The organism is Rhizobium sp. P2_G2 (assembly GCF_056403555.1).
Genome location: NZ_JBFUFF010000090.1, coordinates 1 through 21,766, shown reverse-complemented (window position 1 = coordinate 21,766; position 21,766 = coordinate 1). Strand labels below are relative to the sequence as shown.

Sequence of the window (21,766 nt, the reverse complement as noted above, 5' to 3'; positions counted from 1 at the left end):
AAACGATGGGCTATGTGCTCGACTTCAGCGTCGTTTATGAACGGCTGCCGGAATTGCTGCTGGCGGCGTTGTCGACCATCGGCCTTGCCGTTGCCGGCATGTCGCTGGCGACCGTGATCGGTGTCTTCGGCGTGCTGACGCGGACGTCGCAATCGCCGCTTCTGCGCGTTCCGACCATTGCCTTCGTCGAGGTCATCCGCAACACGCCGTTCCTGGTGCAGATCTTCTTCATCTTCTTTGCCCTGCCGCAATTCGGCATCCGCCTGAACCCGACCGCGACGGCGATCATCGCGCTTGCCGTCAATGGTGGTGCCTATGCGATCGAGATCATCCGCGGCGGGGTCGAGAGCATCGGCAAGGGGCAGATCGAGGCCGGCCTGGCGCTCGGCCTGCACAAGGGGCAGGTCTTTCGCCATATCGTGCTGAAACCGGCCTTCCGGGCGATCTATCCGTCGCTGACCAGCCAGTTCGTCATGCTGACGCTGACGACGTCAGTCTGCACCTCGATTGCGGCTTACGAACTCACCTCGGTCGCCCAAAGGATCGAGTCCGACACATTCCGCTCCTTCGAGGTCTATTTCAGCATCACGCTGATCTATCTCGCCATTTCCGGGCTGATGATGGCGCTGTTTTCGGCGATTTCGAAGCTCCTGTTCAGCTATCCGGTCCGGTGAGGCGCGCTCCATGGCACATATCGGCGTAAACGAGCTTCTCTTCCTGCTTCAGGGGCTGAAATGGACCATTGCGCTGGCGGCGATCGGCTTCGTCGGCGGCGGGGTGTTCGGCCTTGGGGTCGCGCTGATGCGGGTTTCGGGGCACGCCATCGTGTGGCGGGGCGGCGCTGCCTATATCGCGGTGTTCCAGGGAACGCCGCTTTTGATGCAGCTTTTCGTCGTCTATTACGGCGTCGGCCTTGTCGGTCTGAACGTTGATGCGTGGATTGCCGTCGCCATCGCCTTTACGCTGCATGCCAGCGCCTTCCTCGGCGAAATCTGGCGCGGCGGCATTCAGTCGATCCCCAAGGGGCAGACGGAAGCGGCCAACGCGCTCGGCCTGCATTACGTTTCGCGCATGAAGGATGTGATCCTGCCGCAGGCGCTCAAGATATCGCTGCCGGCAACGATCGGTTTTCTGGTGCAGCTGGTCAAGGGAACCTCGCTGGCGGCCATCGTCGGCTTCGTCGAACTCTCGCGTGCCGGCCAGATCGTATCGAACCAGACGTTCCGGCCGTTGATGGTCTTCGCCATCGTCGGCGCCATCTATTTCGCACTCTGCTGGCCGCTCTCGCTGTGGGGCGCGCGCATGGAACGCCGGCTGGCCAAGGCGGCGCGGTGAGGAATTTCAAGAGCTTTGTTGAAGAGGAGGAAATGATGATCAACAAATTGAGACATGCATTGGGCCGCAGAAGTACCCTTCTGGCAATCGCCGGCGCCATGCTCCTGCCCCTGCTTGCGGCGCTGCCGGCCAATGCCGGAACGCTGGCCGACGCCAAGGCAAGCGGCAAGGTCGTGATCGGCATTCAGGGCGACAATGCGCCCTGGGGCTTTGTCAATTCGAGCGGCGTGCAGGACGGCCTGGATGCCGATATCGGCAAGGCCTTCGCCAAGCAATTGGGCGTCGAGGTCGAGTTCGTTCCGCTGGCCGTCGCCAACCGTATTCCGTCCCTGGTGACCGGCAAGGTCGATGTGCTGTTCGCCACCATGGGCATGACGGCGGAACGGGCGAAATCGATCCAGTACAGCAAGCCCTATGCCGGCAACGTGCTCTCCATCTATGGACCGAAGACGACGAAGATCGCCGACTATAAGGGCCTTGCCGGGCTGACGATCGGCGTGCCGAAGTCGAGCGCCATGGATACGGCGATTACCGCCGGCGTCGGCGATAGCGCGACCATCCTGCGCTTCGACGATGATGCGGCAACGATCCAGGCGCTGCTGGCCGGCCAGGTCCAGGTGGTCGGCGGCAACCAGTTCTATGGCGATCGCCTGAACGCCGCCAGCGCCGGCACCTATGACAGCAAATTCGACCTCAAGACGCTCTTCAACGGCGCCGGCACGCGTCTCGGCGAGAAGGACTGGAACGAAGCGGTCAACACCTTCCTCGACAAGATCATGGCCGATGGCGAGCACGCCAAGATCTACGCCAAGTGGATGAAGCGCGACGTGCCCAAATTCCCGGACGCCATGCCGGACATTCCCTACACCGTGAAGTGATCGCAGACCGAGGAGGCAGTCGCCATGCAGACTATCGAGCAGGGTGCCGAACAGGCCCTGATCGCGCTCGAAGGCGTCGAGAAATGGTATGGCGCCTTCCATGCGCTCAAGAACATCAACCTTTCGGTTCGCAAGGGCGAGAAAATCGTGCTTTGCGGACCGTCGGGCTCGGGTAAATCCACCCTGATCCGCTGCATCAACCGGCTGGAGGAGATCCAGAAGGGCAGGATCGTCGTCGAAGGGCTGGCGCTCGATGGCACCGGCAAGACCGTCGACGCAGTTCGGCGCGAGGTCGGCATGGTGTTCCAGAGCTTCAACCTCTTCCCGCACATGACCATCATCGAAAACTGCATGCTGGCGCCGATGCGGGTGCGGGGCATGTCGAAGACCGACGCCCGGGCGCTTGCCGGCAAATATCTCGGCAAGGTGCGGATCGGCGACCAGGCCGACAAATATCCGGCGCAACTGTCGGGCGGGCAGCAGCAGCGGGCGGCGATTGCACGGGCGCTGTGCATGGAGCCGAAGGCCATGCTGTTTGACGAGCCGACCTCGGCGCTCGATCCCGAAATGGTCAAGGAAGTGCTCGATACGATGATCGGCCTGGCGCGCGACGGCATGACGATGATCTGCGTCACGCATGAAATGGGATTTGCGCGGCAGGTCGCCGACCGCGTGATCTTCATGGCCTCCGGTGCGGTGATCGAAGAAGGGCCGCCCGACGAATTCTTCAAGAGCCCGCGGCACGAGCGCACGCGGGCCTTTCTCGGCGAAATTCTCGCGCATCACTGACCGGTCCGCAATTCGGTCCGCCTTTTGACAACCGGTTCCCCGGAACGGAACGTCTTTGCCATTGGATATTAAAATGACGGACAAACGCGCTGTGCTTGTCGGGCTGATAGGCTCCGATCTCAAGCTTTCCAAGACGCCGGCATTGCACGAGCGGGAAGGCGCCTGCCACGGGCTCGACTATCGCTATGAGCGGGTGGATATTCACGAGCGTGGTCTGTCTGCGGATGCCCTGCCGGATCTGCTCGGCGAACTGGAAGAGCGCGGCTTTTCCGGCACCAACATCACCCATCCGTTCAAGCAAGCAGTGCTGCCGCTCCTCGACGAACTGTCGGAGGATGCCGGCATGCTCGGCGCCGTCAACACGGTGGTGTTCCGCGACGGCAGGCGGATGGGGCACAATACGGACTGGTACGGTTTTTATGAGAGTTTCCGCCAGGGCCTACCGGACGCGCGGCGTGACCATGCACTGCTTCTCGGCGCCGGCGGCGCCGGTGTCGCCGTCGCCCATGCCGCGCTGAAGCTCGGCGTCGGCAGGCTCGACATTTTCGATCGCGATGGCGCACGCGCCGCACAGCTGGCCGAGGATCTCAACCGGCGCTTCGACGGAAAACACGCTTTCCCGACCGACGACCTTGCCAGATCGATCGCCGCTGCAGACGGGCTGATTCACGCCACGCCGACGGGCATGAACAGCCATCCCGGCATGCCGCTCGACGAGGCGCTGCTGCAAAGCCGCCATTGGGTGGCCGACATCGTCTACATGCCGCTCGTCACCGAACTCTTGGCCGCGGCGTCCCGACAGGGCTGCCGCATCCTGCCCGGCGGCGGCATGACCGTGTTCCAGGCCGTGGGCGCGTTTCGCCTGTTCACCGGGCTGGAGCCCGACGCGGAACGCATGCAGCGGCATTTTGGCGAATTGTTGGAGGCGGGCGCTTTGTAAGCCCCAGGGCAATCGCATGGGAGAGATTGCTGAGCGCCGAGGCCTGGCTCCCTCTTCTCCCCTCGGGGAGAAGATGCCCGAAGGGCAGATGAGGGGGCTTCACGGGTGGGGCGGCCCCCTCATCGCCTCACTACGTTCGCACTTCTCCCCGAGGGGAGAAGAGGGAGCAAGCGGCAGACGCCCGTTTCCATCATCGAACGCTCATATGCGCTCTCCCTGCCGTCCCCACCAACTTCACCCGCCCCGCGCCGCAAGCGCCTCGGGTTTTGCAACATACCGCAGAACCATCGACGCGACGTGGCGTGACAGTTCCTCCTGCGTCTCATCGGCCCAGAGCGAGTGGCCGAAGATCTGCGAGAAAGTCGCCCGGTTGGAGACGTTGAAGAACGACAGCGCGCTGATCTGCCAATGCAGTTCGAGCGCGTCGATATCGCTGCGGAAGACGCCGTCCTTCTGGCCGCGGGCGAGCAGCGACTGCAATTTCTCGATCGCCGGCCGGTTGAGGTCGTGGATGATCTCCGAGCGTTTCAGATATTGCCCGTGATGGATGTTCTCGATCATCACCATGCGAATAAAGGCCGGGTTCTGCCGATGGTGGTGAAAGGTGAAATGCGCCAGCCGCTCCAACGCTTCGACCGGATCGAGTCCATCCAATCCGAGATCGCCCTCATTGCCGCGGACATGCCGGTAGGCCTCTTCCAGCGCGTGGGTGTAGAGGCCCTCCTTGTCGCCGAAATAATAGTAGATCATCCGCTTGGACGTCCTGGTCCTGGCGGCGATTTCATCGATTCTCGCGCCCGACAGGCCGTTCTCGGAAAATTCCTCCATGGCCACACGCAGAATATCCTCGCGCACGCCCTGGGGGTCCCGTTTGCCCTGCTGCTTGCTCACTGCGCTTTCCATTTCCTTCCCCGGACGATCGCTGCGATCCCGCTTCGTTTGAGGCACGGGATATGTTTTAACTTGTTAGTACAAAGTCATTGACATTCTTAACCAGTTGGTACAGAAGAACCATGAGGAAGGCAAGCAGGCAGCCTGTGCGTGACGAGGGGGCAGCGTCTATGAAGACTTCCATCGCGACCGTGTCGATCAGCGGCGAACTGCCCGACAAGCTGGCGGCCATCGCCAAAGCCGGATTTTCCGGCGTCGAGATTTTCGAGAACGATTTCCTGGCGCATGATGCTTCGCCGAAAGAGGTGGGGCGGATGGTCCGTGACCACGGGCTGGACATCACCCTGTTCCAGCCGTTTCGCGATTTCGAGGGCATGCCGGAGCCGCATCGGTCGCGTGTCTTCGATCGCGCCGAGCGCAAATTCGACCTGATGGCGGAACTCGGCGCCGAGCTGATGCTGGTCTGCTCCAATGTCTCGCCGGTCGCGCTCGCCGGCATCGACCGCGCCGCGGCCGATTTCCACGAACTGGGCGAACGGGCGGGCAAGCGCGGCTTGCGCGTCGGCTATGAGGCATTGGCCTGGGGCCGGCATATCAGCGATCATCGCGATGCCTGGGAGATCGTGCGCCGGGCGGATCATCCCAATATCGGCATCATTCTCGATTCATTTCATACGCTGGCGCGCCGGATCGACGTCAACAGCATAGGCTCGATCCCGAGCGACAAGATCTTCATCGTCCAGCTCGCAGACGCGCCGCTGATCGACATGGACCTGCTTTACTGGAGCCGTCACTTCCGCAACATGCCCGGCGAGGGGGATCTGCCGGTGGTGGATTTCATGCAGGCCGTCGCTGCCACCGGTTATGACGGTGTTCTGTCGCTGGAAATCTTCAACGACCAGTTCCGCGGCGGCTCGCCCCGATCGATCGCCGGCGATGGGTATCGATCGCTGCTCTATCTGATGGATCAGGTTCGGCGCCGGCAAGCCGATATCCGCATTCCCGTTCCGCCGATGCCGCAGCGCGTGGCGGCACGGGGAATAGAATTCGTCGAATTCACCGCCGGCGAAAGCGAAAAGCAGGATCTCGAAGCGCTGCTTGCGACGCTCGGCTTTGCCCGGACCGGCCGGCACAAGAACCGCAAGGTGGACCTTTACCAGCAAGGCGATATTCGCCTGCTCATCAATACCGATGAACGCGGCTTTGCCAATTCCTCCTATTCGGTCCACGGCGCCAATGCCTATGCCTATGGGCTCAGCGTTGCCGATGCCAGGGGCACTGTGGAACGCGCATCGGCGCTGGGCGCCGATATCTTTGCCGAGCCACGCCTGCCGGGCGAGGCGGCGGTGCCGGCGATCCAGGGTGTCGGCAACAGCGTCATCTATTTCCTCGACAAGTCCGCCGCGCTGGCAAATATCTGGGACAGCGAATTCGATGCAGCCGAGGCGGCGGCTTCGCTGGCGGGGGCAGGTCTCACCCATATCGACCATATCGCCCAGACGACCCGCTACGATGAAATGCCGACATGGCTGTTGTTTTATACGTCGATCTTCGACACCCGGCGCACGCCGATGGTCGATGTCGTCGATCCCGGCGGCCTCGTTCGCAGCCAGGCCGTCGAAGGCAGCGATGGCGGCTTCCGCCTGACATTGAACGGGGCGGAAAATCGCAAGACCTTTGCCGGCAATTTCCTTGCCGAAGGTTTTGGCTCAAGCATCCAGCATCTCGCCTTCGCCGCGCGCGACATTTTCGCGACGGTGCGCGCGCTCGAGGCGCTCGGCCTGGATGTGCTGCCGATCTCGCGGAATTATTATGACGACCTTGAAGCGCGCTTCGGACTGGATCCGGACTTTGCCGACCGGCTGCGCGCCCACAGCATCCTCTATGACCGGGATGGCAGCGGCGAATATTTCCAGATCTACAGCCGGACCTATGGCGAAGGCTTTTTCTTCGAGATCGTGGAGCGGCGCGGCGGCTATCAGGGCTACGGCGCCATCAATGCGCCCTTCCGCATCGCCGCACAACGGCGACTGTCTCAGCCAGCCGGTCTGCCGAGGCTGTGAGCGACGCCTTTCTGCTCGTCTGATGGGCTGGCGGACGCGCTGCTCCGCTGTTGCAACACGCCTGCCAGCCGTATCAGGGGTTGGCGACATGATAGAGGATCGGGGAACGCCCCGGCGCCCGAAGGCGCCGAGGCCGAAACCGCGGTCAAAGCCAGGTCTTCCAAGGACGGACGAAGCGTTCGACAGGGTCTTCTTTTCTTTCCGGAAGCCCGAGATCACGGAGCATGCGATCGGAAAGATGGGAGATCCGGTTCGTTGTCTGGCTCTGTTTCCGGATGGCCCGGAAGAGCGCCATGGCGATATTCCAGGCACCAAAGGCCTGGTGTAGTTCCTCAATCGACGCACTCAGTCGATCGACAACCAAGGATTGTCTTTTGTGCATGACTTCTGTCCTGGCGCAGCGACGCAGCCAGGTCCTCTTGCTGGGAGGGACGCGCCGATGCGGAGACGCGGAAATCGCTCCGCCAGCCGGTCACGTCACGCTAAGTTAGGAAATGCCTATTGGCGGAACAGCCGAGATTACGAGGCTCGGGTGTAATTTCGGCTATATCGGATCACCTGGCATGGCCAGGCCATAATAGCCGGTCCGCAAAGAGGTGCGTGTGCATTCGAAATAGATGTCATCTACCGCCTCCTCTGTTTGAATTGCGGATGCTGTTTATTAGCACGCGATCTGACAAACGGCAAGACTGCAAGTGCGAATTGCAGACTTTGCCACTGTTGCGTTGCAGGACTGCAACAGTGGATCTGGGTTGCATAATTGTCGTGCGGGATGTCGGCGTTTTCCCGCTATATGCTGGCGGCAGGAAAGCCTCGCCTCTTGCGACACGTTCTAAGCCAGATAAGCCGCCAGTTCCTCGGCCGTCCCCAGGGGAAACGCTTCCTTCAGATAATCGAGGAAGGCGGAGACGCGGGCGCTTAGCAGCCGTCGCGACGGATAGAGCGCCCAGAGCCGGGTCTCAGGCCCATCGACATTCCCCCAGCGGACCAGTGTGCCGGCCGCGAGATCGCGGCTGACCAGGGACAGCGGCAGACGCGCCGCGCCGACGCCCATCAGCACGGCGTCGCGGACCATATTGAAGGATGAGAGGCCGAGAACGGGATCGATGGCCATGCTTGCCGGCCCGGCCGGCGTCGTCATCGTCCAGGCCCTGGCCTGGTCCGGCGCGCCGCGGACGACGACCGGCACCACCGCGCCGTCCGCCGGGCGGGCAATGTCGGGGCTCGCCGCAATGACCAATGCGTCGCGCAGGAAAATCCGTCCGACAAGGCTCTCATCCGGGTCGGGATTGACGCGGATCACCAGGTCATAGCCTTCCTCGACCATGTCCACGACGCGATCCTCCGTGGTGATCTCGAGGCGGACCTGCGGATATCTCAGCGCGAAACCGGCCGCCAGTTTGCCCATCGCCGTCTGGGAAAACAGCAAGGGCGCGCTGATCCGCAGCCGCCCGCGCGGCCTGTCGCCGCCCGAGGCGATGGCCGCCGCCGTCTCGTCGAGTTCGGTCAGCAGCGCGCCCGCCCGCTCATGCAGCGCCCGCCCTTCCTCCGTCAGCTTCAGCATCCGCGCGCCGCGCTCGAACAGCCGCAGGCCAAGGCTCGCCTCAAGCTCCCCCACCCGGCGCGATAGCGTGGCCTTCGGGCGCCCCGCGGCGCGGGCGGCGCGTCCAAACCCGCCATGGCGGGCGACGATGACGAAATCGGCGAGGGCGAGCAGATCCATTGTTCCACCTGTGAGACAGTCAGTCCAAATTAAGCGTCTATCGGTTCGATTGTGATCCACTCATATTGATCATGTCTTCAACACGCAACCACGGAAAAATCACATGACCATTCTCGTTACAGGCGCCACCGGCCGCGTCGGCCGCCATGTCGTCCAGCAGCTCCTCAATCGCGGCGCCGACATTCGTGTCCTCGTCCGCGATCCCGCGAAGGCCGACTTTCCGGCCGGCATCCAGGTCGCGCAGGGCGACCTGCTCGACATCGACGCCCTGCGTGCCGCATTTGCCGGCGTCGGCACGCTGTTTCTCCTGAATGCGGTGGCGGGAGACGAATTCACCCAGGCATTGATCACGCTCAACATCGCCCGCGAGGCCGGTGTCGAGCGGGTCGTTTACCTGTCGGTCCTGCACAGCGAGCGGTTCGTCAACGTGCCGCACTTTGCGGTGAAGGCGGGTGCCGAGCGGATGATCCAGCAGATGGGCTTCAGCGCCACCATCCTGCGTCCCGCCTATTTCATCGACAATGACCTGATGATCAAGGATGTCATCTTCAATCACGGCGTCTATCCGATGCCGATCGGCGGCAAGGGCGTCGCCATGGTCGATGCGCGCGACATTGCCGAAGTCGCCGCCATAGAACTGATGCGCCGCGACCAGGCGCCGGGCAAACTGCCGATCGAAACCATCAATCTGGTCGGCCCGGACACGCTGACAGGCACGGACCTGGCCGCGATCTGGTCGGAGACTTTGGGCCGCCCGATCGTCTATGGCGGCGACGATGCCTCCGCCTTCGAGCAGAACCTTGCGCGTTTCATGCCGAAATGGATGGCCTATGAGATGCGGCTGATGGCCGAGCGTTATGTCCGCGAAGGCATGATCCCCGAAGCGGGCGATGTCGAGCGCCTGACCAGGATCCTCGGCCGTCCGCTGCATCGCTATCGCGACTTCGCATCGGCGCTCGCCGCCTCGGCCTGAGGCACGGCTGATTGCCGCGATGATGCCCAGCCTCTACCCTGAAAATGTGAAATAGGTTCGGAAGGCCATGTCGAGGGCCTGTCTGGCCATGGCATCGGCCTCGCCGGCGCTCTTGCGATATTCGACGCGGTAGAATTTGGCCAGGGCGTGCTCAGCCCTGGGATATTGCGCCATGATTTCCCGATAGAGCTTGCCAAAACTCTTGGCCTGGTGCGACCAGGCCTTCAGTCCGGCGTCAACCTCTTGACGGCTGTTGTGGGGCTCGGATTTCACCGCCGCCCATGGCCGCATTGCGACATTGCCCCATATATGCATGACGTCGATCCGAAGCCCGGCGGTTGGCGCGAGCGTCCCTTCGTTTTCGCCCTTTCCCAAGGTTCCGTCGAGCAGTGTCGCCAATTTTCGCACCGGTGATGGAAGGAGATCGAGCTCGCTCTTGGCTTGTGGGTGAAAATGAATGCTGCAGCGTCGGGCTGCGCCGTCCGAGCCGATGGAGTAGATGTTCCAATCGCTCAGGAAAATATAGGGCGCGCCGACATCGATCGACCAGAGATCGCCCGTTGCCTTTTCCTGCAACACCAGCGGCGGTCGCCAGCCTTCCCCGGCCAGGGGCTTGAAGACATCGGTCTTCGGCTCCCGCTTGTAACCGGCCAGGAACTTGTCCGCCGCGACATCGCTCGTCAGTGCAAACAGGGCGTACTGCTCGCCGCGCCAGCCAAAGGGCTCCTCATAGATGACGAAGCGCATGCCGTGATCAGGCTTGACCTGCCAATAGAGGCTGGGCGACGCGTCGCCATCCGTGTCGGTCTGCGGATTTTTCCGGAAGGCGCCGGGATCGGCAATCAGGGCATCCCCCTCAGAAATATCGGTGGCCTTCGGCTGAAGCACGAGCATGCTGCCGATGTCCTTCGGGATAGTGGGCGGCGCGTAGAGATAGGCGTTGTCGGAGTCATAGGTGGCACGGGCGATCGCCAGGGCATCCGTGCAGATCCTGTCCTTGGACCCACCATCAAGCTTCGGCCACGCGGCTTCGTCCGCCCGGAGAAAATGCGGCGCGCAGAGGGAAAATATCAACGCGATGGCGGCCGAGAGGCCGTGCAGCCGAACCTTGGTGTGCGTCATCTTGGCAACCCCAGCCCTCGGAAAGGAATTCGCTTGGAAAATCCGTGTGATGACGGGGAGATGCGGAGTTTTATTCGAGCCGGTGTCTGGGCGTTCCATGCATCAACGGTGACGTGACGGTTGGAAACGGTTTGGGCAAAGCGTCTCGCATTGGCCGAGAAGGCTGTTTGTGAAAAACTGCTCTCCCCTACGGAAATGTCCGTCAGGAAGGGCATTTTGCAATCCCACCCCCCGACGACAAAGTCTGGGCCAAATGCGGAAATCACTCCTGCTTCGCGCCATAAGCCGACACGGCAACCGTCAAAGGCCGTTCCCTTCCGCCACCCGGATTGTTATTCTCGACGCTCGTTGCCGCAGCAACTCGGCTTTCATTGAGGACAGAACACAATGCGCTACATGCTGATGCTGCATGCCGACGAAGCTGCCGGCAAGGCCGTGACGCCGGAGGACATGGCGCGGTTCATGGGCCAGATGTATGCCTATAAGCAGGCGCTGGAGAAAGCGGCGGCATTCGTCGCCACCGGCGCGCTCGTCGGTTCCTCCGAGGCGAGCGTCGTTCGCGTTCGAGGAAATGAGGTCAGTGTTCTGGACGGACCCTATGCCGATGTCCGCGAACAGCTCGGCGGTTACTATGTCATCGACGTCGCCGATATCGATGAAGCCAACAAATGGGCGGCGCGCTGTCCTGCCGCAACCTGGGGAGCGATCGAGGTTCGCCGTATCAGGGACGCGTCGGAATATGCCGGATGACGGTTTCGGGTTCCATCCTTGCCCGGTCCGTGGCGGAGCGGGTGGCGCGCGAGAGCTATGGCCGCCTTGTCGCCTATCTTGGCGGACGCTCGGGCGATCTCGCCTCCGCCGAGGATGCACTCGCGGCGGCCTTCCTCACGGCGCTCGAGAAGTGGCCTGTCGAGGGCGTGCCTGACAACCCCGATGCCTGGCTGTTGACCATCGCGCGCAGGCGCAAGCTCGACGACTGGCGCAAGGACAAGGTCAGGGCCGGCAATGCCGATCATCTCGATCTGATCGCCAGGGAAATTGCGGCAGCGGCGGAGCACAATGAAGAGATCGCCGACAGGCGGCTGGCGCTGATGTTTGCCTGCGCCCATCCCGACATCGATGCTGCGGCGCGAACGCCGCTGATGCTGCAGACCGTGCTCGGCCTGACGGCGGCAGATATCGCGGCGCGGTTTCTCGTTTCTCCAAAGGCCATGAGCCAGAGGCTTGTCAGAGCCAAGGCGCGGATCAAGGATGAGAAAATTCCGTTTCTCGTGCCTGAAAAGGAGGATCTGGCGCACCGCCTGCCGCCGGTGCTCGCCTGCATCTACGCTGCCTATACGAGCGGGTGGATGGAGATTGACGGGGCGGAAACGCTTGGACCAGAGGCAATCTGGCTTGCCAGCGTGGTCGTATCGCTGCTTCCGCAAGAGCCGGAGCCGAAAGGTCTTCTCGCGCTGATGCTTTATGCGGAGGCGCGCCGGTCATCGCGCAGGGGGCCTGATGGTGCCTTCGTGCCGCTCGACAGCCAGGAGGTCGGGCTCTGGGATCTCGAGCAATTGCGCGTCGCCGAAAGTCTCTTGCGCGAGGCCAGTGCGGACGGACCGACCGGCCGTTACCAGATCGAGGCGGCGATCCAGTCCGCCCATGTTGCGCGCCGCATGAGCGGCCTGTCGAACTGGCAGGCCGTGATTTCTCTCTATGATGTGCTGGGCGAGATTGCGCCGTCGCCGGTCGTGACCCTCAACCGGTGCGCGGCTCTGGTGCAGACCGGCCAGGCAGAGGCGGCTTTCGGCGATATAGATGCGCTTGCCGGCGACCCGCGGATGGCCGATTACCTGCCCTACTGGACGGCGCGGGCGCGGATTTGCGCCGATCTCGGCAAGCTTGCCGACGCGGCGGAAGCCTTCACGATCGCCATCGGCCTCAGCTGGTCGGAGGCGGAACGGCGCCATCTCGAAGAGCAGCGCGCAAAAATCTTGCCCTGACCGCGCGCTTTTTTCATGGCGCCTGTCGAAATCGGGAACTCCTGCGCGACATCCCTTTGTCCAACCAAGGAGAACCAACATGACGACCACGACAATGACTGTACAGGGCATCTACGCGTCCGCCATCGTTTCCAATTTCGACGCGGCACTCGCCTGGTATGAAAAACTCATGGGACGCCCTGCCGATGACCAGCCGATACCGGGCATGGCCCAGTGGCGTAAAATGGGAGGCGCCGGCCTGCAGATCTGGAAGGATGACGAACGCGCCGGCAAGGGGATCATGACGATCGTCGTTCCGGTGCTCGAGGCCGAGGGCGAGCGGCTTTCACGCCTTGGCCTGCAACTGATCAACAGGGTGGAGGGTGATTTCGGCGGCGTGGCGCAAATATTCGATGCCGAGGGCAACCGCATCAACCTGGTTGAGCCTCCCGAGGGATTTGTGAACAGCTGACGGCTTCGTCGCCAGCTTCAGGCGATCACGTCTCAGGCCCAGAGCAATGGCTGCTTTGGGCCTGAAACGGCCAAGGCTTCGCGTCTCCGATGCGCCACAAGCGGACGTAGATCGACGGGCGAATGCCCGAGAAACGGCGTTCGGCCGAGAAGGCAGTCGACCACTGCTTTCTGCATCGCTTCAGTCGAGCCATAGGCATTCACGACGCAAGGCGCGCGCGGGATGTCGTAGATAATAGGCAAAACCGAGCGACACCACGACAGTGGGTGTGTCGTGCCAAGTCTCGTGTGTGGCTCAATACTGGCGGCGTGTTCGGTCCCAGCCGCCTAGCGCGGTATCGGCCACTTGCGAGATCATGTCTCGTGGCATATTTTGATGTCAAGGAGTTCGACATGATACCTTTCACGCGAAAGGAACTCTTGCAGTTAGGAGCCGAAGCCTTGCACAGAGAAGCAGGCTCTTCGGCCGCAGCGCTTTATCACAAGGCATTCTCCGAATTTGGTGCCCTCTGCTTCTGGTCAACCAACGAAATGCCGTCGCCTCGTCTCTCGGATGTCCTCGATGCGGTTTCTCGGCTCAAGCGAGAGGGCAACATGTCGTCCAGACGGTTGGCGGTGCAACTGGAAGAAGCTTGTCTTGCCGATATCTAGGACGCAGCGCGAAGCGTTACATGCGATCGCGCAGAACCGTCATCCGGGGAGACATATCGCCGGAGGCATAATGATGAACCGGAATAGCCTTCGACTCTCCAAAGATATTGACGTTTTCAACGATCTCGCGGGCAACGATAACCGCGTGCGTCTGCTGGCCGAGGTGGTCGCCAAAGATCGCGCTTCACTGGAAGAAGCTGGCTTCGGATTTCTGTTCGATGCCGAGCGAGCCGAGTTTTTCCGAGCCATCATTAGCAAGGCCGGCGAGCAGACCATACTCGAATGGACTGTCGACAGTGACTATCGGTTCTTCGAGGCCGTCGCTGACGATGAATTCGGCTATCGCCTGGATATCTTCGACCTCGCGACAAACAAGGTCTTGGCTGCGGCATCACGCAAGGAGCCTCGAGACTTGATCGATCTTCTGCACCTGCATGCGAGCGGCATTAGCCTTCCGTCGGCAATCTGGGCGGCTCCTGCAAAAGACCCGGGGTTCACGCCTGAAAGCCTCATCGAGGACCTCAGGCGGAACTGCGTGTATGTTCAGGATGATTTCGACCGTGTCATCACCAGAGAGCCTGTTGATGCACGTATGGCGCTGCGCTTATTCAAGCAACTTCTCAAAGAGGCGGAAGAATTCGTCGCCGCGATACCGTCGAAGTTTGAAGGTGCGGTGTTCCTTCAAGACGGGCGGCCCGTCCAGCCGGACTTGAGCAGGCTGCATGACTATGAGGTCCTTCGCGCGAGCAGGCAAGGCCATTGGCCTTCCTCTGCTGAAATTGGCAGCGAAATGATCGGGTCGGCGCGCTCCGACCCAAAGCCGTGACGGCCAGGTCGACGATTGAGTGTCGCCAGTCGAGCTTTTGGCCGCGTCGGGTCTCGACAGCGGTGCCTCTGATCGTTCCTCTAGTCGACCGTGCGAAACGCGGCGCTTAACCGCACACGTAAGGGTCCATTGATAACGCATAGGTCTGGTTTGTTGATGTCCGCTTCGGGCCAACGGCCGCCGAACGCACTCGGTGGCTTGGCGCCATTAGCGCAAGTGACAGGGCTATATTCACGCACTTCCGTCGGGCCGGTCAACGCCACAGAAACGATAGACATCGGCCCAGCAGTCAGGCAGAAGGACCGCTTGAGGGAAGTCGCCGGGTCGTTATTGGTGCAAAGGTGGTGCTCATCGGCACGCGCTGTTTTTCCCGATCAAACCCGGACGATGCTGCACTTGTGTCATGTATCGGAGGATGTCGATGAGCCAAGCGCCCATACGTTTTGATGATGGTTCAGCCTATGAGCGCGGAATGGGTGTCTGGAGCCGGCTTGCAGGACAAGTGTTCCTCGACTGGCTGGCGCCCTCGTTGGGACTTAAGTGGATCGACGTGGGTTGCGGCAACGGCGCATTCACAGAACTGCTTGTCGAGCGGTTAGCGCCAAGTGAAGTGCAGGGAATTGATCCATCCGAAGCGCAACTGATGTTTGCGCGCGCGCGGAAGGGAATATCTGGCGTAGAGTTTCGGCAGGGTGATGCCATGGCGTTGCCGTTCGATAAAGCACGTTTCGATGCCGCAGTTATGGCCTTGGTGATTTTCTTCGTTCCCGATCCAGCCAAAGGCGTTGCGGAGATGGTACGCGTGGTTCGACCAGGCGGCATGGTTGCGACATACGCTTGGGACATGTTGGGGGGCGGCTTCCCGTTCGATCCGATCCAGGTTGAGTTTCTCGCTCTGGGCATCACGCCGCCGCTTCCACCGAGCGTCAACGCCTCACGCATGAACGTCATGCGCGATCTATGGAGCAACGCGGGCCTTCAGGCCATCGAGACCCGCGAAATCACAGTGGAACGGACCTTCGCCGATTTCGACGATTTCTGGCATTCAAGCACAATTACCGGCAGTATACGGCCAATCGTTGCGGCAATGTCAGCCAGCGACGTGGAGGGGCTGAAGTCGAGGCTGCGTGCACGTTTGCCGACGGATGCAGCCGGCCGCATAACGTATAGTGCGCGAGCCAACGCGATACGGGGTGCGGTGCCGGAATAATTGAACGGCGTTGTGTGCCTCGCAAACTTCGGTGAATGTCGGCATTGGGCCACAGGCGGCCAACGAGCCAGGGCAGCTTTGAGCCACAAGCGGACGAACCATAAGGTGACACGGCGCGCCGAAACGATCGGACCAGGAAACAGGAGTGACACGCCTTGCCTGCCGTTATAATGCTGCGCAAGCAAACAGGCGGATAAAGGGGCCTTTATGTCTCGGCAGATCAGGATCAACGCGCGCGACGACGCCTTTGCGGTGCGGCGCGCTGTCTTCATGGACGAGCAAGGCTACTCGAATGACTTCGACGGCATCGACGACAACCCTTCCTGCGTGCACCTGACGCTCTATATCGATGGCGAGCTGGCCGGGTGCTCACGCCTGTTCCCGGAACCATTGGAGCGCACCCTTGCGCCAGAAAGCCCGCAATCGCCCACATGCGCGCTCGACGCGGGCGTGACGGCAGCGGAGACGTATCTGCTGGGCCGCGTCGCTGTGATGCCGGCATTTCGCCGCCGGGGTTTGGCGAGCGTGATCATCGCCGCGAGCGACGAGGCAGCGCGCCAGGCCGGCGCCAGACTGGTAAAACTGCATGCCCAGGAATACGCGCAGGATCTGTACGCCAAGCAGGGCTATGCTGAGATCAGCGATGTCGATTACGAGGACGAGGGCCAGCCGCACCTCTGGATGGCCAAGCGGCTGTGATCGCCGGCGGGTCCCTCAGCCCAGATCAGAGATTGCGTGCCCCCTGCCGCTCCGTGTTCACCGCGGGGGAAACGTCAACAGGGGCGAGCCAGCGCACGGTGGCCGCTTTGAGGCCGGAAACCGCCAGGCGATGTCCAGTTTGGGCCAAAGCCGGCCAGCAAGCAAAGGCAGCTTCGCGCCATTCGCGGTCATTCTTGCATGCGTTCGTGAACGTCGAGCCTCGACCTCATTCAAGACATTGGGGCGGGCTCAACCACATTCCCCAAACGCCGCGGCGTGTTGGTCCTTCCACTCCGGCACCTGATTTGCGAAGCGGCCGTCGACATGTGCAGCAGCGACAATGTTCTCCCCATCGCCCTTTACCTGCCCCCGCAGCCTCGGTATCATCGCCCGATGATGAGTGACGCCAACATTCCAGCCCGCCGCATCCCCAGGCAGCAGCGCTCGCGGCAAACGGTGGAGGATGTGCTGGCTGCCGTCCCCCTGGTCGTGAAACGGCACGGGGCCGCGTCGGTCACGACCAACCGTATCGCCGAGGTCGCAGGCGTCAGTATCGGCTCGCTGTATCAATATTTCCCGGACAAGAGCTCGGTTTTCAGGGCTTTGCATGAGCGGCATGTCGGGGACGTTCGAGAGATGCTGGAGCGCAATATCGCCGCCCACGCGTCATCGTCCTTCAGCGAATTTGTGGTCGATCTTGTCGAGGAGCTTGTCGATCTGCATTCCGTCGCGACAGAATTGCACCAGCTCGTTTCCGCCTCGGTCAATGAAGGCCCGGAGCATTTTCGCTACGCGCTGCGGGCGGCATTCGAGCAGGCCATCGCCGAAACCGGCTCTGAAAACATCAACCGCATCCTGTTCGTGCTCCCGAGCCTGGTCGAAGGCGTCGTCCATGGGGTGACATCGTCGCCATTCACGCTCCGCGAGGCCARGGGCGAAGCGGTGAAGGCAACGCTGGCGTATCTGTCGGCCCATCCTGAGCTGGGTGGGTGATTTGCGGCTGGACTGAGCACGATACCAGGGGCGAGCCCCCTGGCCCCTCCGAGCCGCTGCACCCCCCGTGCCTCACACCGACGCCGCGGGCAACGTACCCTGTGGGGGCTGTCTGCCACCACACCCCCGAGAGGATATTTGAAAACGGTTGGAACCGCTGTCTAGGTGGCCGTTTCACGCGGTTTCGCCGGCATAGCGAGCCGGTCCTGTCCGACGTGCGGCACGCAACCTGACGGCTTGTCCATGCCGCCCACTTTTTGTTTTTGGCTATCAATTCCGAATGCTATTGCAACCGACAAGCAATTTTTCGTCTGCGATGAAGCGCTGACCAGTGCCGCGCTGGAAGATGGTCTGAAGCCAAAAGCTATGCGTGTCGCTAATCTTGTCATTCGGGATTAAGATGAACGGGGGAGGCTCAAACGAACCATAAGTTTCGGCAAATTGTCTCGCGTCCCTCAAGCTGGGAAGTATCAGCGCGGCTTGCTCGGAACCGTCATACTCCAGGTCGAACCTATCCCCCTCGATTCGTGTCAGCTTAAACCGCATTGGAAGGGCATATAGAGCGACACAAGTGTCCGTAGCGCTGCATGCTGCGGCCACAGAGCACGACCATGGGGGCGGCCCAGCTGGCCCTATAGCCATTGCTGCTGATGCCATGACAAGAAACAAAAGCGATGCGATAAATCTCATAGGCCCATTCCTCAACGACACTGCTAGAAGCTAGCGCGCCAGCGCTCGCTTATGCCGCGGCTGGTGCGCTCCGTGCCGCTTTCGCACGGCTCTTCGGCCGCGTGGTAATGGTGATTTCCCGGTCGAGGCTGCGAATGCAGCGCAGGAGCCGGTCAATGGAAAATTTCTCGGTGCGGCCGTTGACGATCGCCGACACGTCCGGCTGTTTCAGGCCGAGCAGATCAGCGGCCTTGGCCTGCGTAATGCGGCGGCCTTTGAGGATGTCGCGGATTTCCCGCACGAGTTGGGCTTTCAGTTGCTCTTCCTCGGGGTTGTCCAAACCAAGGTCGGCAAACACATTGCCGCTACCACGGGTCACGGTGATGTCGTCGCTCATGTCCTGGCTCCTTTCGTATAGTTCTCCCTGTAGTGTTCCTCGGCCCGCTTGAGACGGGCCTGGATCAGCTCCAGTTCGTGTTTCGGGGTGGCTATCCCCTTCTTCGCCTTCTTTTGGAAGGCATGCAGCACGTAGACGGCACCCGCGAAGCGCACGGTGTAGACGGCGCGGTAGGTGTCGCCGTCGAAGTCGTCGACAACCTCCAGCACGCTCCGGCCGCCGAACCCCTTTAGGGCCTTGACACTGGAATGCTCCTTGCCCTGCTCCGCGTCGTCGATGGCTTGGCCCATGGCGCGCCGCACAGGCGGGGGAAAGCTCCGCAGGTCGTCCAGGGACGAACCTATCCATTCAATGGGCTTTCGCGTGTCCATATGCGGCCTGTTCTTATAGCTCTAGTGCTATAATCCTGACAACAAAAAACTGACATTTTCTTAATCGCCCCTCTCTTCTTGGCAAAACAGTCAGGCCGTAATTCAATTTTCGGGCGGTACAGGCTTGAGAGCCGATGAGCGCAACGGAGTAGGACGACACCCGTGAAAAGGTGTGGCGGACTGCCTTCGCCCAAATCACAGGGAAGGCCATAGTGTGTTTTGGCCCGGCGTTTGACCCCACCACAGGCGTTGAACGTTGATTCCAGCCAAACCGAAGAAATCGCAGACTGAACAGCATTTTTATCTGCACAGACCGGGCGGATTCTTCCGCGCCGAAAGGGAGATGTGAGTGAACGCGTTTTGTGAACCGACCCTCGACTGAGGACCAATTTGCCGGAGCGCTTCCCAGGCACTGGACCATGGCGGATCCCGCTTGAATACCATGGCGGCCCCGAACCAACTCAGTTCGTGCTCAAGACAGCTTCGCTAGAACGACGTTGAAACACCGTGCCCAACTATTCGCGGGGGGCTTTTCCTCAATCCCAGCCCATATTCGAGGTTGGCCCGCATCCACAGAACCCCACTCTCATAATAGTCATCGGACATCTTCTCAGGACCGGCATCAAACACACGGTTAGCTATCCAGTTGGTTACGCACTGCACGTTTTCGCGAATTCTTTGATAGCGGTCTATCGCGCACCAGGCTTTCTTCTCGTCGACTGGAACCCAGGCCAGACCATTCTCAAAACAGCTTATTGCCCGGTAGCGAGGTTCGACTATCGTTTTTCCTTCAGCGTCCGCGAGGCCCCACACAGTTTGGCCATTCACTTCTTTGCCGATGATCGTGCCACCTCCATCTCCGCATTGAAGTGTCTTGTGTCGGTCTTGTGCCCGGTGCGGCTCGGATTGCCTGTTGCCGTGTGCGTCAATCCAGAACTCCTGGTTATCGCGTTTCACCACATACAGGCCTGCGTCGGGCCGCAGTTCGTCAAATTGAGGTGTGACGGTGAAATTACCTTTCTCGTCCACGATCCCCCACTTGCCATCATTTTTCACTCCCGCGAACCCGTTGTCGAAGGAGTAGCCGTTCTCAACGAAAGGCGGGTCCAAGAGCAGTTTTCCTTCGGAACTCAGAAATCCGTATTTGCCGTTGTGCCCGACAGTCATCGGAAAATCACAGGATCGCCCGAGAAAGGTGTCGCTGAAAACATAAGGCTCCGTAGCAACTCCATCAGGCCCAATGACCTCCATGCCGTGCGATTTGGAGATGAACTTCACACCCGACGGGCAAGCCAACAGGACTTTTCCGTCATTGGGATTGGCGACGATTTCCCCTGACTGGGTGAGACCGACCCATTTTCCGTCTTTTTGGACCTCAATGATGTCCCCGGTTTCCTTGGGTGAAATATCATCGAACACTTGCCCGCCGAGCAGGACGCCAGCTTCCGTTAGCAGACCTGGCTTTTGATTTCTGAAGATGCGGTACAGACCATTCCAATATCCATTGATGTAGGTTGGTTGCAATGGCAGCGCGATCTCACCGTTCTCGTCGACTGACCCACAGTGCGCATATTTGGGATCGCCGCGTCGGTCCTCGGGCGCGTACATGCAGACGATTGAGCGGCCCTGAAACAGCCGCCACACTTCCATGTATGTCGGCTTGATTTTCCACGATMCGTCTGGGGCGAGCAAACCGACGCCCGGGCCACCCAACTGGGAGGCCCATACATAGGTCTTGTAATCGAACTCCGTGATGAACAGGCCGTCCTTGAGCGTCTTGCCCGAAGCCAAATCGACAAGAGCGAAACGTTCACTCGTCGAGGGGAAAGCGTCTGTATCAAGCCGCTCGGCACCCATCATATAAGGAGATACCCATTTCCCGGGCAGTACAATCGCGGCCGCTCTGCCAAATGGGATCGCTCGGGCATACTGCGGCTGCAGAAGGAAGTTGCCAGCGGTGTCGATTATTCCGGTTTTATCGCCAACGAGCACCTCAGCGTGCCCATCCCTGAACTCGCCCACAAGATCGAACTTTGGCTGGATGGTCATCTTGCCTGAGGTGGTGATGTAGCCATATCGGCCATCCACGCGCACGCCTGCCAGTCCCTCTGAGAAATTGAAGGCCCGCTCGAACTTTTGTGGAATCCGTTGTTCGTGGCTCTCGCTATCAAGATATCCGCAGAGATTGTATGTCCCTCCGCACTTCGCGATCAAGTCTGGGCTGTGACGCTCAGCTGCGGCCGTTGCCGTGAACGGATGCAGGCTGGCGAACGCTGCCACGAGGATTGCTGAAATCTCTGCGCAATGCTTCACGATTGTCCCTCCATGAAAGCACTACCAGAAATGTGCGGCAATATGTTCGAAGTGTGACTTGTCGAACCTTCGCAAATGGCAGCCGATCAGGAGGCATTGCCGGGACTTTTCCAAAGGCAGCGGCCTTGGTTTTTCGGGCACACATTTGCGGCTCTACCGGCTCGTTCCACCGGAGACGAGACGGTAGCGAATTCTCCCAGCGCCCGCGTCGTCCGAACGGTGGCGGAAATGCGGAATCTTGGGTTGAGCAGCGGGTTGTGGCTGGGGAGGAGACCACAGGCAGATCCGCGTGCAATCTCATCCAAACGGTGGACGCGGCACTAGGCCGTAGACTCATAACGCGTTGATCCAGATGCGGGTAGCAATGATTTTGGCGGCGGCAAGGAAATTGGCTGGGTTCTTGTCGTAACGTGTTGCCATAGCTCGATATTGTTTGAGCTTATTGAAGAAGCGTTCGACGAGATTTCTTTGCCGATAGACCCATCGGC

At 60.8% G+C, this 21,766-nt stretch carries 23 protein-coding genes; 15 read left to right on the top strand and 8 right to left on the bottom strand.

Annotated features, from left to right (window positions below; all coding sequences use genetic code 11):
* Positions 1-5: 5 nt before the first annotated feature.
* The 5 genes from AC1D06_RS34130 (at position 6) to AC1D06_RS34110 (ending at position 3,942) form a co-directional block, all read left to right on the top strand.
* Entirely contained in the window at positions 6-674 is a 669-nt protein-coding gene (locus AC1D06_RS34130) for an amino acid ABC transporter permease (RefSeq protein WP_477990233.1), read from the top strand.
* Between the two features lie 10 nt (positions 675-684).
* On the top strand, positions 685-1,335 hold the full coding sequence (locus tag AC1D06_RS34125; RefSeq protein ID WP_477990232.1) for an amino acid ABC transporter permease: 651 nt from the start codon (positions 685-687) through the stop codon (positions 1,333-1,335).
* Positions 1,336-1,433: 98 nt separating this feature from the next.
* Positions 1,434-2,213 (top strand): transporter substrate-binding domain-containing protein, encoded by a 780-nt coding sequence (locus AC1D06_RS34120; protein ID WP_477990241.1) that lies wholly within the window; start codon positions 1,434-1,436, stop codon positions 2,211-2,213.
* Positions 2,214-2,237: 24 nt separating this feature from the next.
* Complete coding sequence (locus AC1D06_RS34115) at positions 2,238-3,002, top strand: amino acid ABC transporter ATP-binding protein (protein WP_477990231.1); 765 nt, start codon at positions 2,238-2,240, stop codon at positions 3,000-3,002.
* Between the two features lie 73 nt (positions 3,003-3,075).
* The gene (locus AC1D06_RS34110) at positions 3,076-3,942 is read left to right on the top strand and encodes a shikimate dehydrogenase (RefSeq protein ID WP_477990230.1); all 867 of its coding nucleotides are present in this window, start codon (positions 3,076-3,078) and stop codon (positions 3,940-3,942) included.
* A gap of 234 nt (positions 3,943-4,176) precedes the next feature.
* On the opposite strand, the gene AC1D06_RS34105 is transcribed toward AC1D06_RS34110, so the two are convergent.
* Positions 4,177-4,845 carry a TetR/AcrR family transcriptional regulator gene (locus tag AC1D06_RS34105; protein ID WP_477990229.1) on the bottom strand — a complete coding sequence of 223 codons (669 nt, stop codon included), beginning with the start codon at positions 4,843-4,845 and terminating at the stop codon, positions 4,177-4,179.
* A 158-nt stretch (positions 4,846-5,003) separates the two neighbouring features.
* On the opposite strand from AC1D06_RS34105, the gene AC1D06_RS34100 reads away from it, so the two are divergent.
* A complete protein-coding gene (locus AC1D06_RS34100) occupies positions 5,004-6,896 on the top strand; it encodes a bifunctional sugar phosphate isomerase/epimerase/4-hydroxyphenylpyruvate dioxygenase family protein (protein ID WP_477990228.1) in 1,893 nt (630 codons plus the stop codon).
* Positions 6,897-7,041: 145 nt separating this feature from the next.
* Here AC1D06_RS34100 and AC1D06_RS34095 read toward each other — a convergent pair whose 3' ends face one another.
* On the bottom strand, positions 7,042-7,260 hold the full coding sequence (locus AC1D06_RS34095) for a DUF1127 domain-containing protein (RefSeq protein WP_477990227.1): 219 nt from the start codon (positions 7,258-7,260) through the stop codon (positions 7,042-7,044).
* Positions 7,261-7,728: 468 nt separating this feature from the next.
* Positions 7,729-8,619 carry a LysR family transcriptional regulator gene (locus AC1D06_RS34090; protein WP_477990226.1) on the bottom strand — a complete coding sequence of 297 codons (891 nt, stop codon included), beginning with the start codon at positions 8,617-8,619 and terminating at the stop codon, positions 7,729-7,731.
* Positions 8,620-8,722: 103 nt separating this feature from the next.
* Between AC1D06_RS34090 and AC1D06_RS34085 the strand changes: the two genes are divergently transcribed.
* Positions 8,723-9,592, top strand: coding sequence for an SDR family oxidoreductase (locus AC1D06_RS34085; protein WP_477990225.1), 870 nt, complete (start codon positions 8,723-8,725; stop codon positions 9,590-9,592).
* 33 nt (positions 9,593-9,625) lie between these two features.
* On the opposite strand, the gene AC1D06_RS34080 is transcribed toward AC1D06_RS34085, so the two are convergent.
* Positions 9,626-10,714, bottom strand: coding sequence for a hypothetical protein (locus AC1D06_RS34080; protein ID WP_477990224.1), 1,089 nt, complete (start codon positions 10,712-10,714; stop codon positions 9,626-9,628).
* 387 nt (positions 10,715-11,101) lie between these two features.
* On the opposite strand from AC1D06_RS34080, the gene AC1D06_RS34075 reads away from it, so the two are divergent.
* The 8 genes from AC1D06_RS34075 (at position 11,102) to AC1D06_RS34040 (ending at position 17,528) form a co-directional block, all read left to right on the top strand.
* Positions 11,102-11,464, top strand: a complete 363-nt coding sequence (locus AC1D06_RS34075; protein WP_477990223.1) for a YciI family protein — start codon at positions 11,102-11,104, stop codon at positions 11,462-11,464.
* The gene (locus tag AC1D06_RS34070) at positions 11,461-12,699 is read left to right on the top strand and encodes an RNA polymerase sigma factor (RefSeq protein WP_477990222.1); all 1,239 of its coding nucleotides are present in this window, start codon (positions 11,461-11,463) and stop codon (positions 12,697-12,699) included. Before AC1D06_RS34075 ends, AC1D06_RS34070 begins: the two co-directional genes overlap by 4 nt.
* Before the next feature lie 79 nt (positions 12,700-12,778).
* On the top strand, positions 12,779-13,150 hold the full coding sequence (locus AC1D06_RS34065) for a VOC family protein (protein WP_477990221.1): 372 nt from the start codon (positions 12,779-12,781) through the stop codon (positions 13,148-13,150).
* Positions 13,151-13,542: 392 nt separating this feature from the next.
* A complete protein-coding gene (locus tag AC1D06_RS34060; protein ID WP_477879747.1) occupies positions 13,543-13,800 on the top strand; it encodes a hypothetical protein in 258 nt (85 codons plus the stop codon).
* A 73-nt stretch (positions 13,801-13,873) separates the two neighbouring features.
* Entirely contained in the window at positions 13,874-14,626 is a 753-nt protein-coding gene (locus AC1D06_RS34055; protein ID WP_477879746.1) for a hypothetical protein, read from the top strand.
* 421 nt (positions 14,627-15,047) lie between these two features.
* Positions 15,048-15,836 carry a class I SAM-dependent methyltransferase gene (locus tag AC1D06_RS34050; protein WP_477990220.1) on the top strand — a complete coding sequence of 263 codons (789 nt, stop codon included), beginning with the start codon at positions 15,048-15,050 and terminating at the stop codon, positions 15,834-15,836.
* A 207-nt stretch (positions 15,837-16,043) separates the two neighbouring features.
* Entirely contained in the window at positions 16,044-16,535 is a 492-nt protein-coding gene (locus tag AC1D06_RS34045; RefSeq protein ID WP_477879742.1) for a GNAT family N-acetyltransferase, read from the top strand.
* Between the two features lie 324 nt (positions 16,536-16,859).
* A complete protein-coding gene (locus tag AC1D06_RS34040; protein ID WP_477990219.1) occupies positions 16,860-17,528 on the top strand; it encodes a TetR/AcrR family transcriptional regulator in 669 nt (222 codons plus the stop codon).
* 739 nt (positions 17,529-18,267) lie between these two features.
* Here AC1D06_RS34040 and AC1D06_RS34035 read toward each other — a convergent pair.
* The 4 genes from AC1D06_RS34035 to AC1D06_RS34020 form a co-directional block, all read right to left on the bottom strand.
* Positions 18,268-18,594 (bottom strand): helix-turn-helix domain-containing protein, encoded by a 327-nt coding sequence (locus AC1D06_RS34035; RefSeq protein ID WP_477879738.1) that lies wholly within the window; start codon positions 18,592-18,594, stop codon positions 18,268-18,270.
* Positions 18,591-18,884 carry a type II toxin-antitoxin system RelE/ParE family toxin gene (locus tag AC1D06_RS34030; protein ID WP_477879736.1) on the bottom strand — a complete coding sequence of 98 codons (294 nt, stop codon included), beginning with the start codon at positions 18,882-18,884 and terminating at the stop codon, positions 18,591-18,593. The genes AC1D06_RS34035 and AC1D06_RS34030 overlap by 4 nt, the downstream gene beginning before the upstream one ends.
* Before the next feature lie 567 nt (positions 18,885-19,451).
* Complete coding sequence (locus AC1D06_RS34025) at positions 19,452-21,278, bottom strand: WG repeat-containing protein (protein WP_477990218.1); 1,827 nt, start codon at positions 21,276-21,278, stop codon at positions 19,452-19,454.
* 333 nt (positions 21,279-21,611) lie between these two features.
* The coding region (locus AC1D06_RS34020) for a transposase (RefSeq protein ID WP_477990240.1) at positions 21,612-21,766 on the bottom strand (155 nt) is incomplete at its 5' end.

What these genes read in the sequence shown, in the direction of transcription:
- AC1D06_RS34130 (WP_477990233.1), top strand. Translation starts at nt 6, where the DNA reads ATGGGCTATGTGCTCGACTTCAGCGTCGTTTATGAACGGCTGCCGGAA.
- AC1D06_RS34125 (WP_477990232.1), top strand. Translation starts at nt 685, where the DNA reads ATGGCACATATCGGCGTAAACGAGCTTCTCTTCCTGCTTCAGGGGCTG.
- AC1D06_RS34120 (WP_477990241.1), top strand. Translation starts at nt 1,434, where the DNA reads ATGCTCCTGCCCCTGCTTGCGGCGCTGCCGGCCAATGCCGGAACGCTG.
- AC1D06_RS34115 (WP_477990231.1), top strand. Translation starts at nt 2,238, where the DNA reads ATGCAGACTATCGAGCAGGGTGCCGAACAGGCCCTGATCGCGCTCGAA.
- AC1D06_RS34110 (WP_477990230.1), top strand. Translation starts at nt 3,076, where the DNA reads ATGACGGACAAACGCGCTGTGCTTGTCGGGCTGATAGGCTCCGATCTC.
- AC1D06_RS34105 (WP_477990229.1), bottom strand. Translation starts at nt 4,845, where the DNA reads ATGGAAAGCGCAGTGAGCAAGCAGCAGGGCAAACGGGACCCCCAGGGC.
- AC1D06_RS34100 (WP_477990228.1), top strand. Translation starts at nt 5,004, where the DNA reads ATGAAGACTTCCATCGCGACCGTGTCGATCAGCGGCGAACTGCCCGAC.
- AC1D06_RS34090 (WP_477990226.1), bottom strand. Translation starts at nt 8,619, where the DNA reads ATGGATCTGCTCGCCCTCGCCGATTTCGTCATCGTCGCCCGCCATGGC.
- AC1D06_RS34085 (WP_477990225.1), top strand. Translation starts at nt 8,723, where the DNA reads ATGACCATTCTCGTTACAGGCGCCACCGGCCGCGTCGGCCGCCATGTC.
- AC1D06_RS34080 (WP_477990224.1), bottom strand. Translation starts at nt 10,714, where the DNA reads ATGACGCACACCAAGGTTCGGCTGCACGGCCTCTCGGCCGCCATCGCG.
- AC1D06_RS34075 (WP_477990223.1), top strand. Translation starts at nt 11,102, where the DNA reads ATGCGCTACATGCTGATGCTGCATGCCGACGAAGCTGCCGGCAAGGCC.
- AC1D06_RS34070 (WP_477990222.1), top strand. Translation starts at nt 11,461, where the DNA reads ATGACGGTTTCGGGTTCCATCCTTGCCCGGTCCGTGGCGGAGCGGGTG.
- AC1D06_RS34065 (WP_477990221.1), top strand. Translation starts at nt 12,779, where the DNA reads ATGACGACCACGACAATGACTGTACAGGGCATCTACGCGTCCGCCATC.
- AC1D06_RS34060 (WP_477879747.1), top strand. Translation starts at nt 13,543, where the DNA reads ATGATACCTTTCACGCGAAAGGAACTCTTGCAGTTAGGAGCCGAAGCC.
- AC1D06_RS34055 (WP_477879746.1), top strand. Translation starts at nt 13,874, where the DNA reads ATGAACCGGAATAGCCTTCGACTCTCCAAAGATATTGACGTTTTCAAC.
- AC1D06_RS34050 (WP_477990220.1), top strand. Translation starts at nt 15,048, where the DNA reads ATGAGCCAAGCGCCCATACGTTTTGATGATGGTTCAGCCTATGAGCGC.
- AC1D06_RS34045 (WP_477879742.1), top strand. Translation starts at nt 16,044, where the DNA reads ATGTCTCGGCAGATCAGGATCAACGCGCGCGACGACGCCTTTGCGGTG.
- AC1D06_RS34035 (WP_477879738.1), bottom strand. Translation starts at nt 18,594, where the DNA reads ATGAGCGACGACATCACCGTGACCCGTGGTAGCGGCAATGTGTTTGCC.
- AC1D06_RS34030 (WP_477879736.1), bottom strand. Translation starts at nt 18,884, where the DNA reads ATGGGCCAAGCCATCGACGACGCGGAGCAGGGCAAGGAGCATTCCAGT.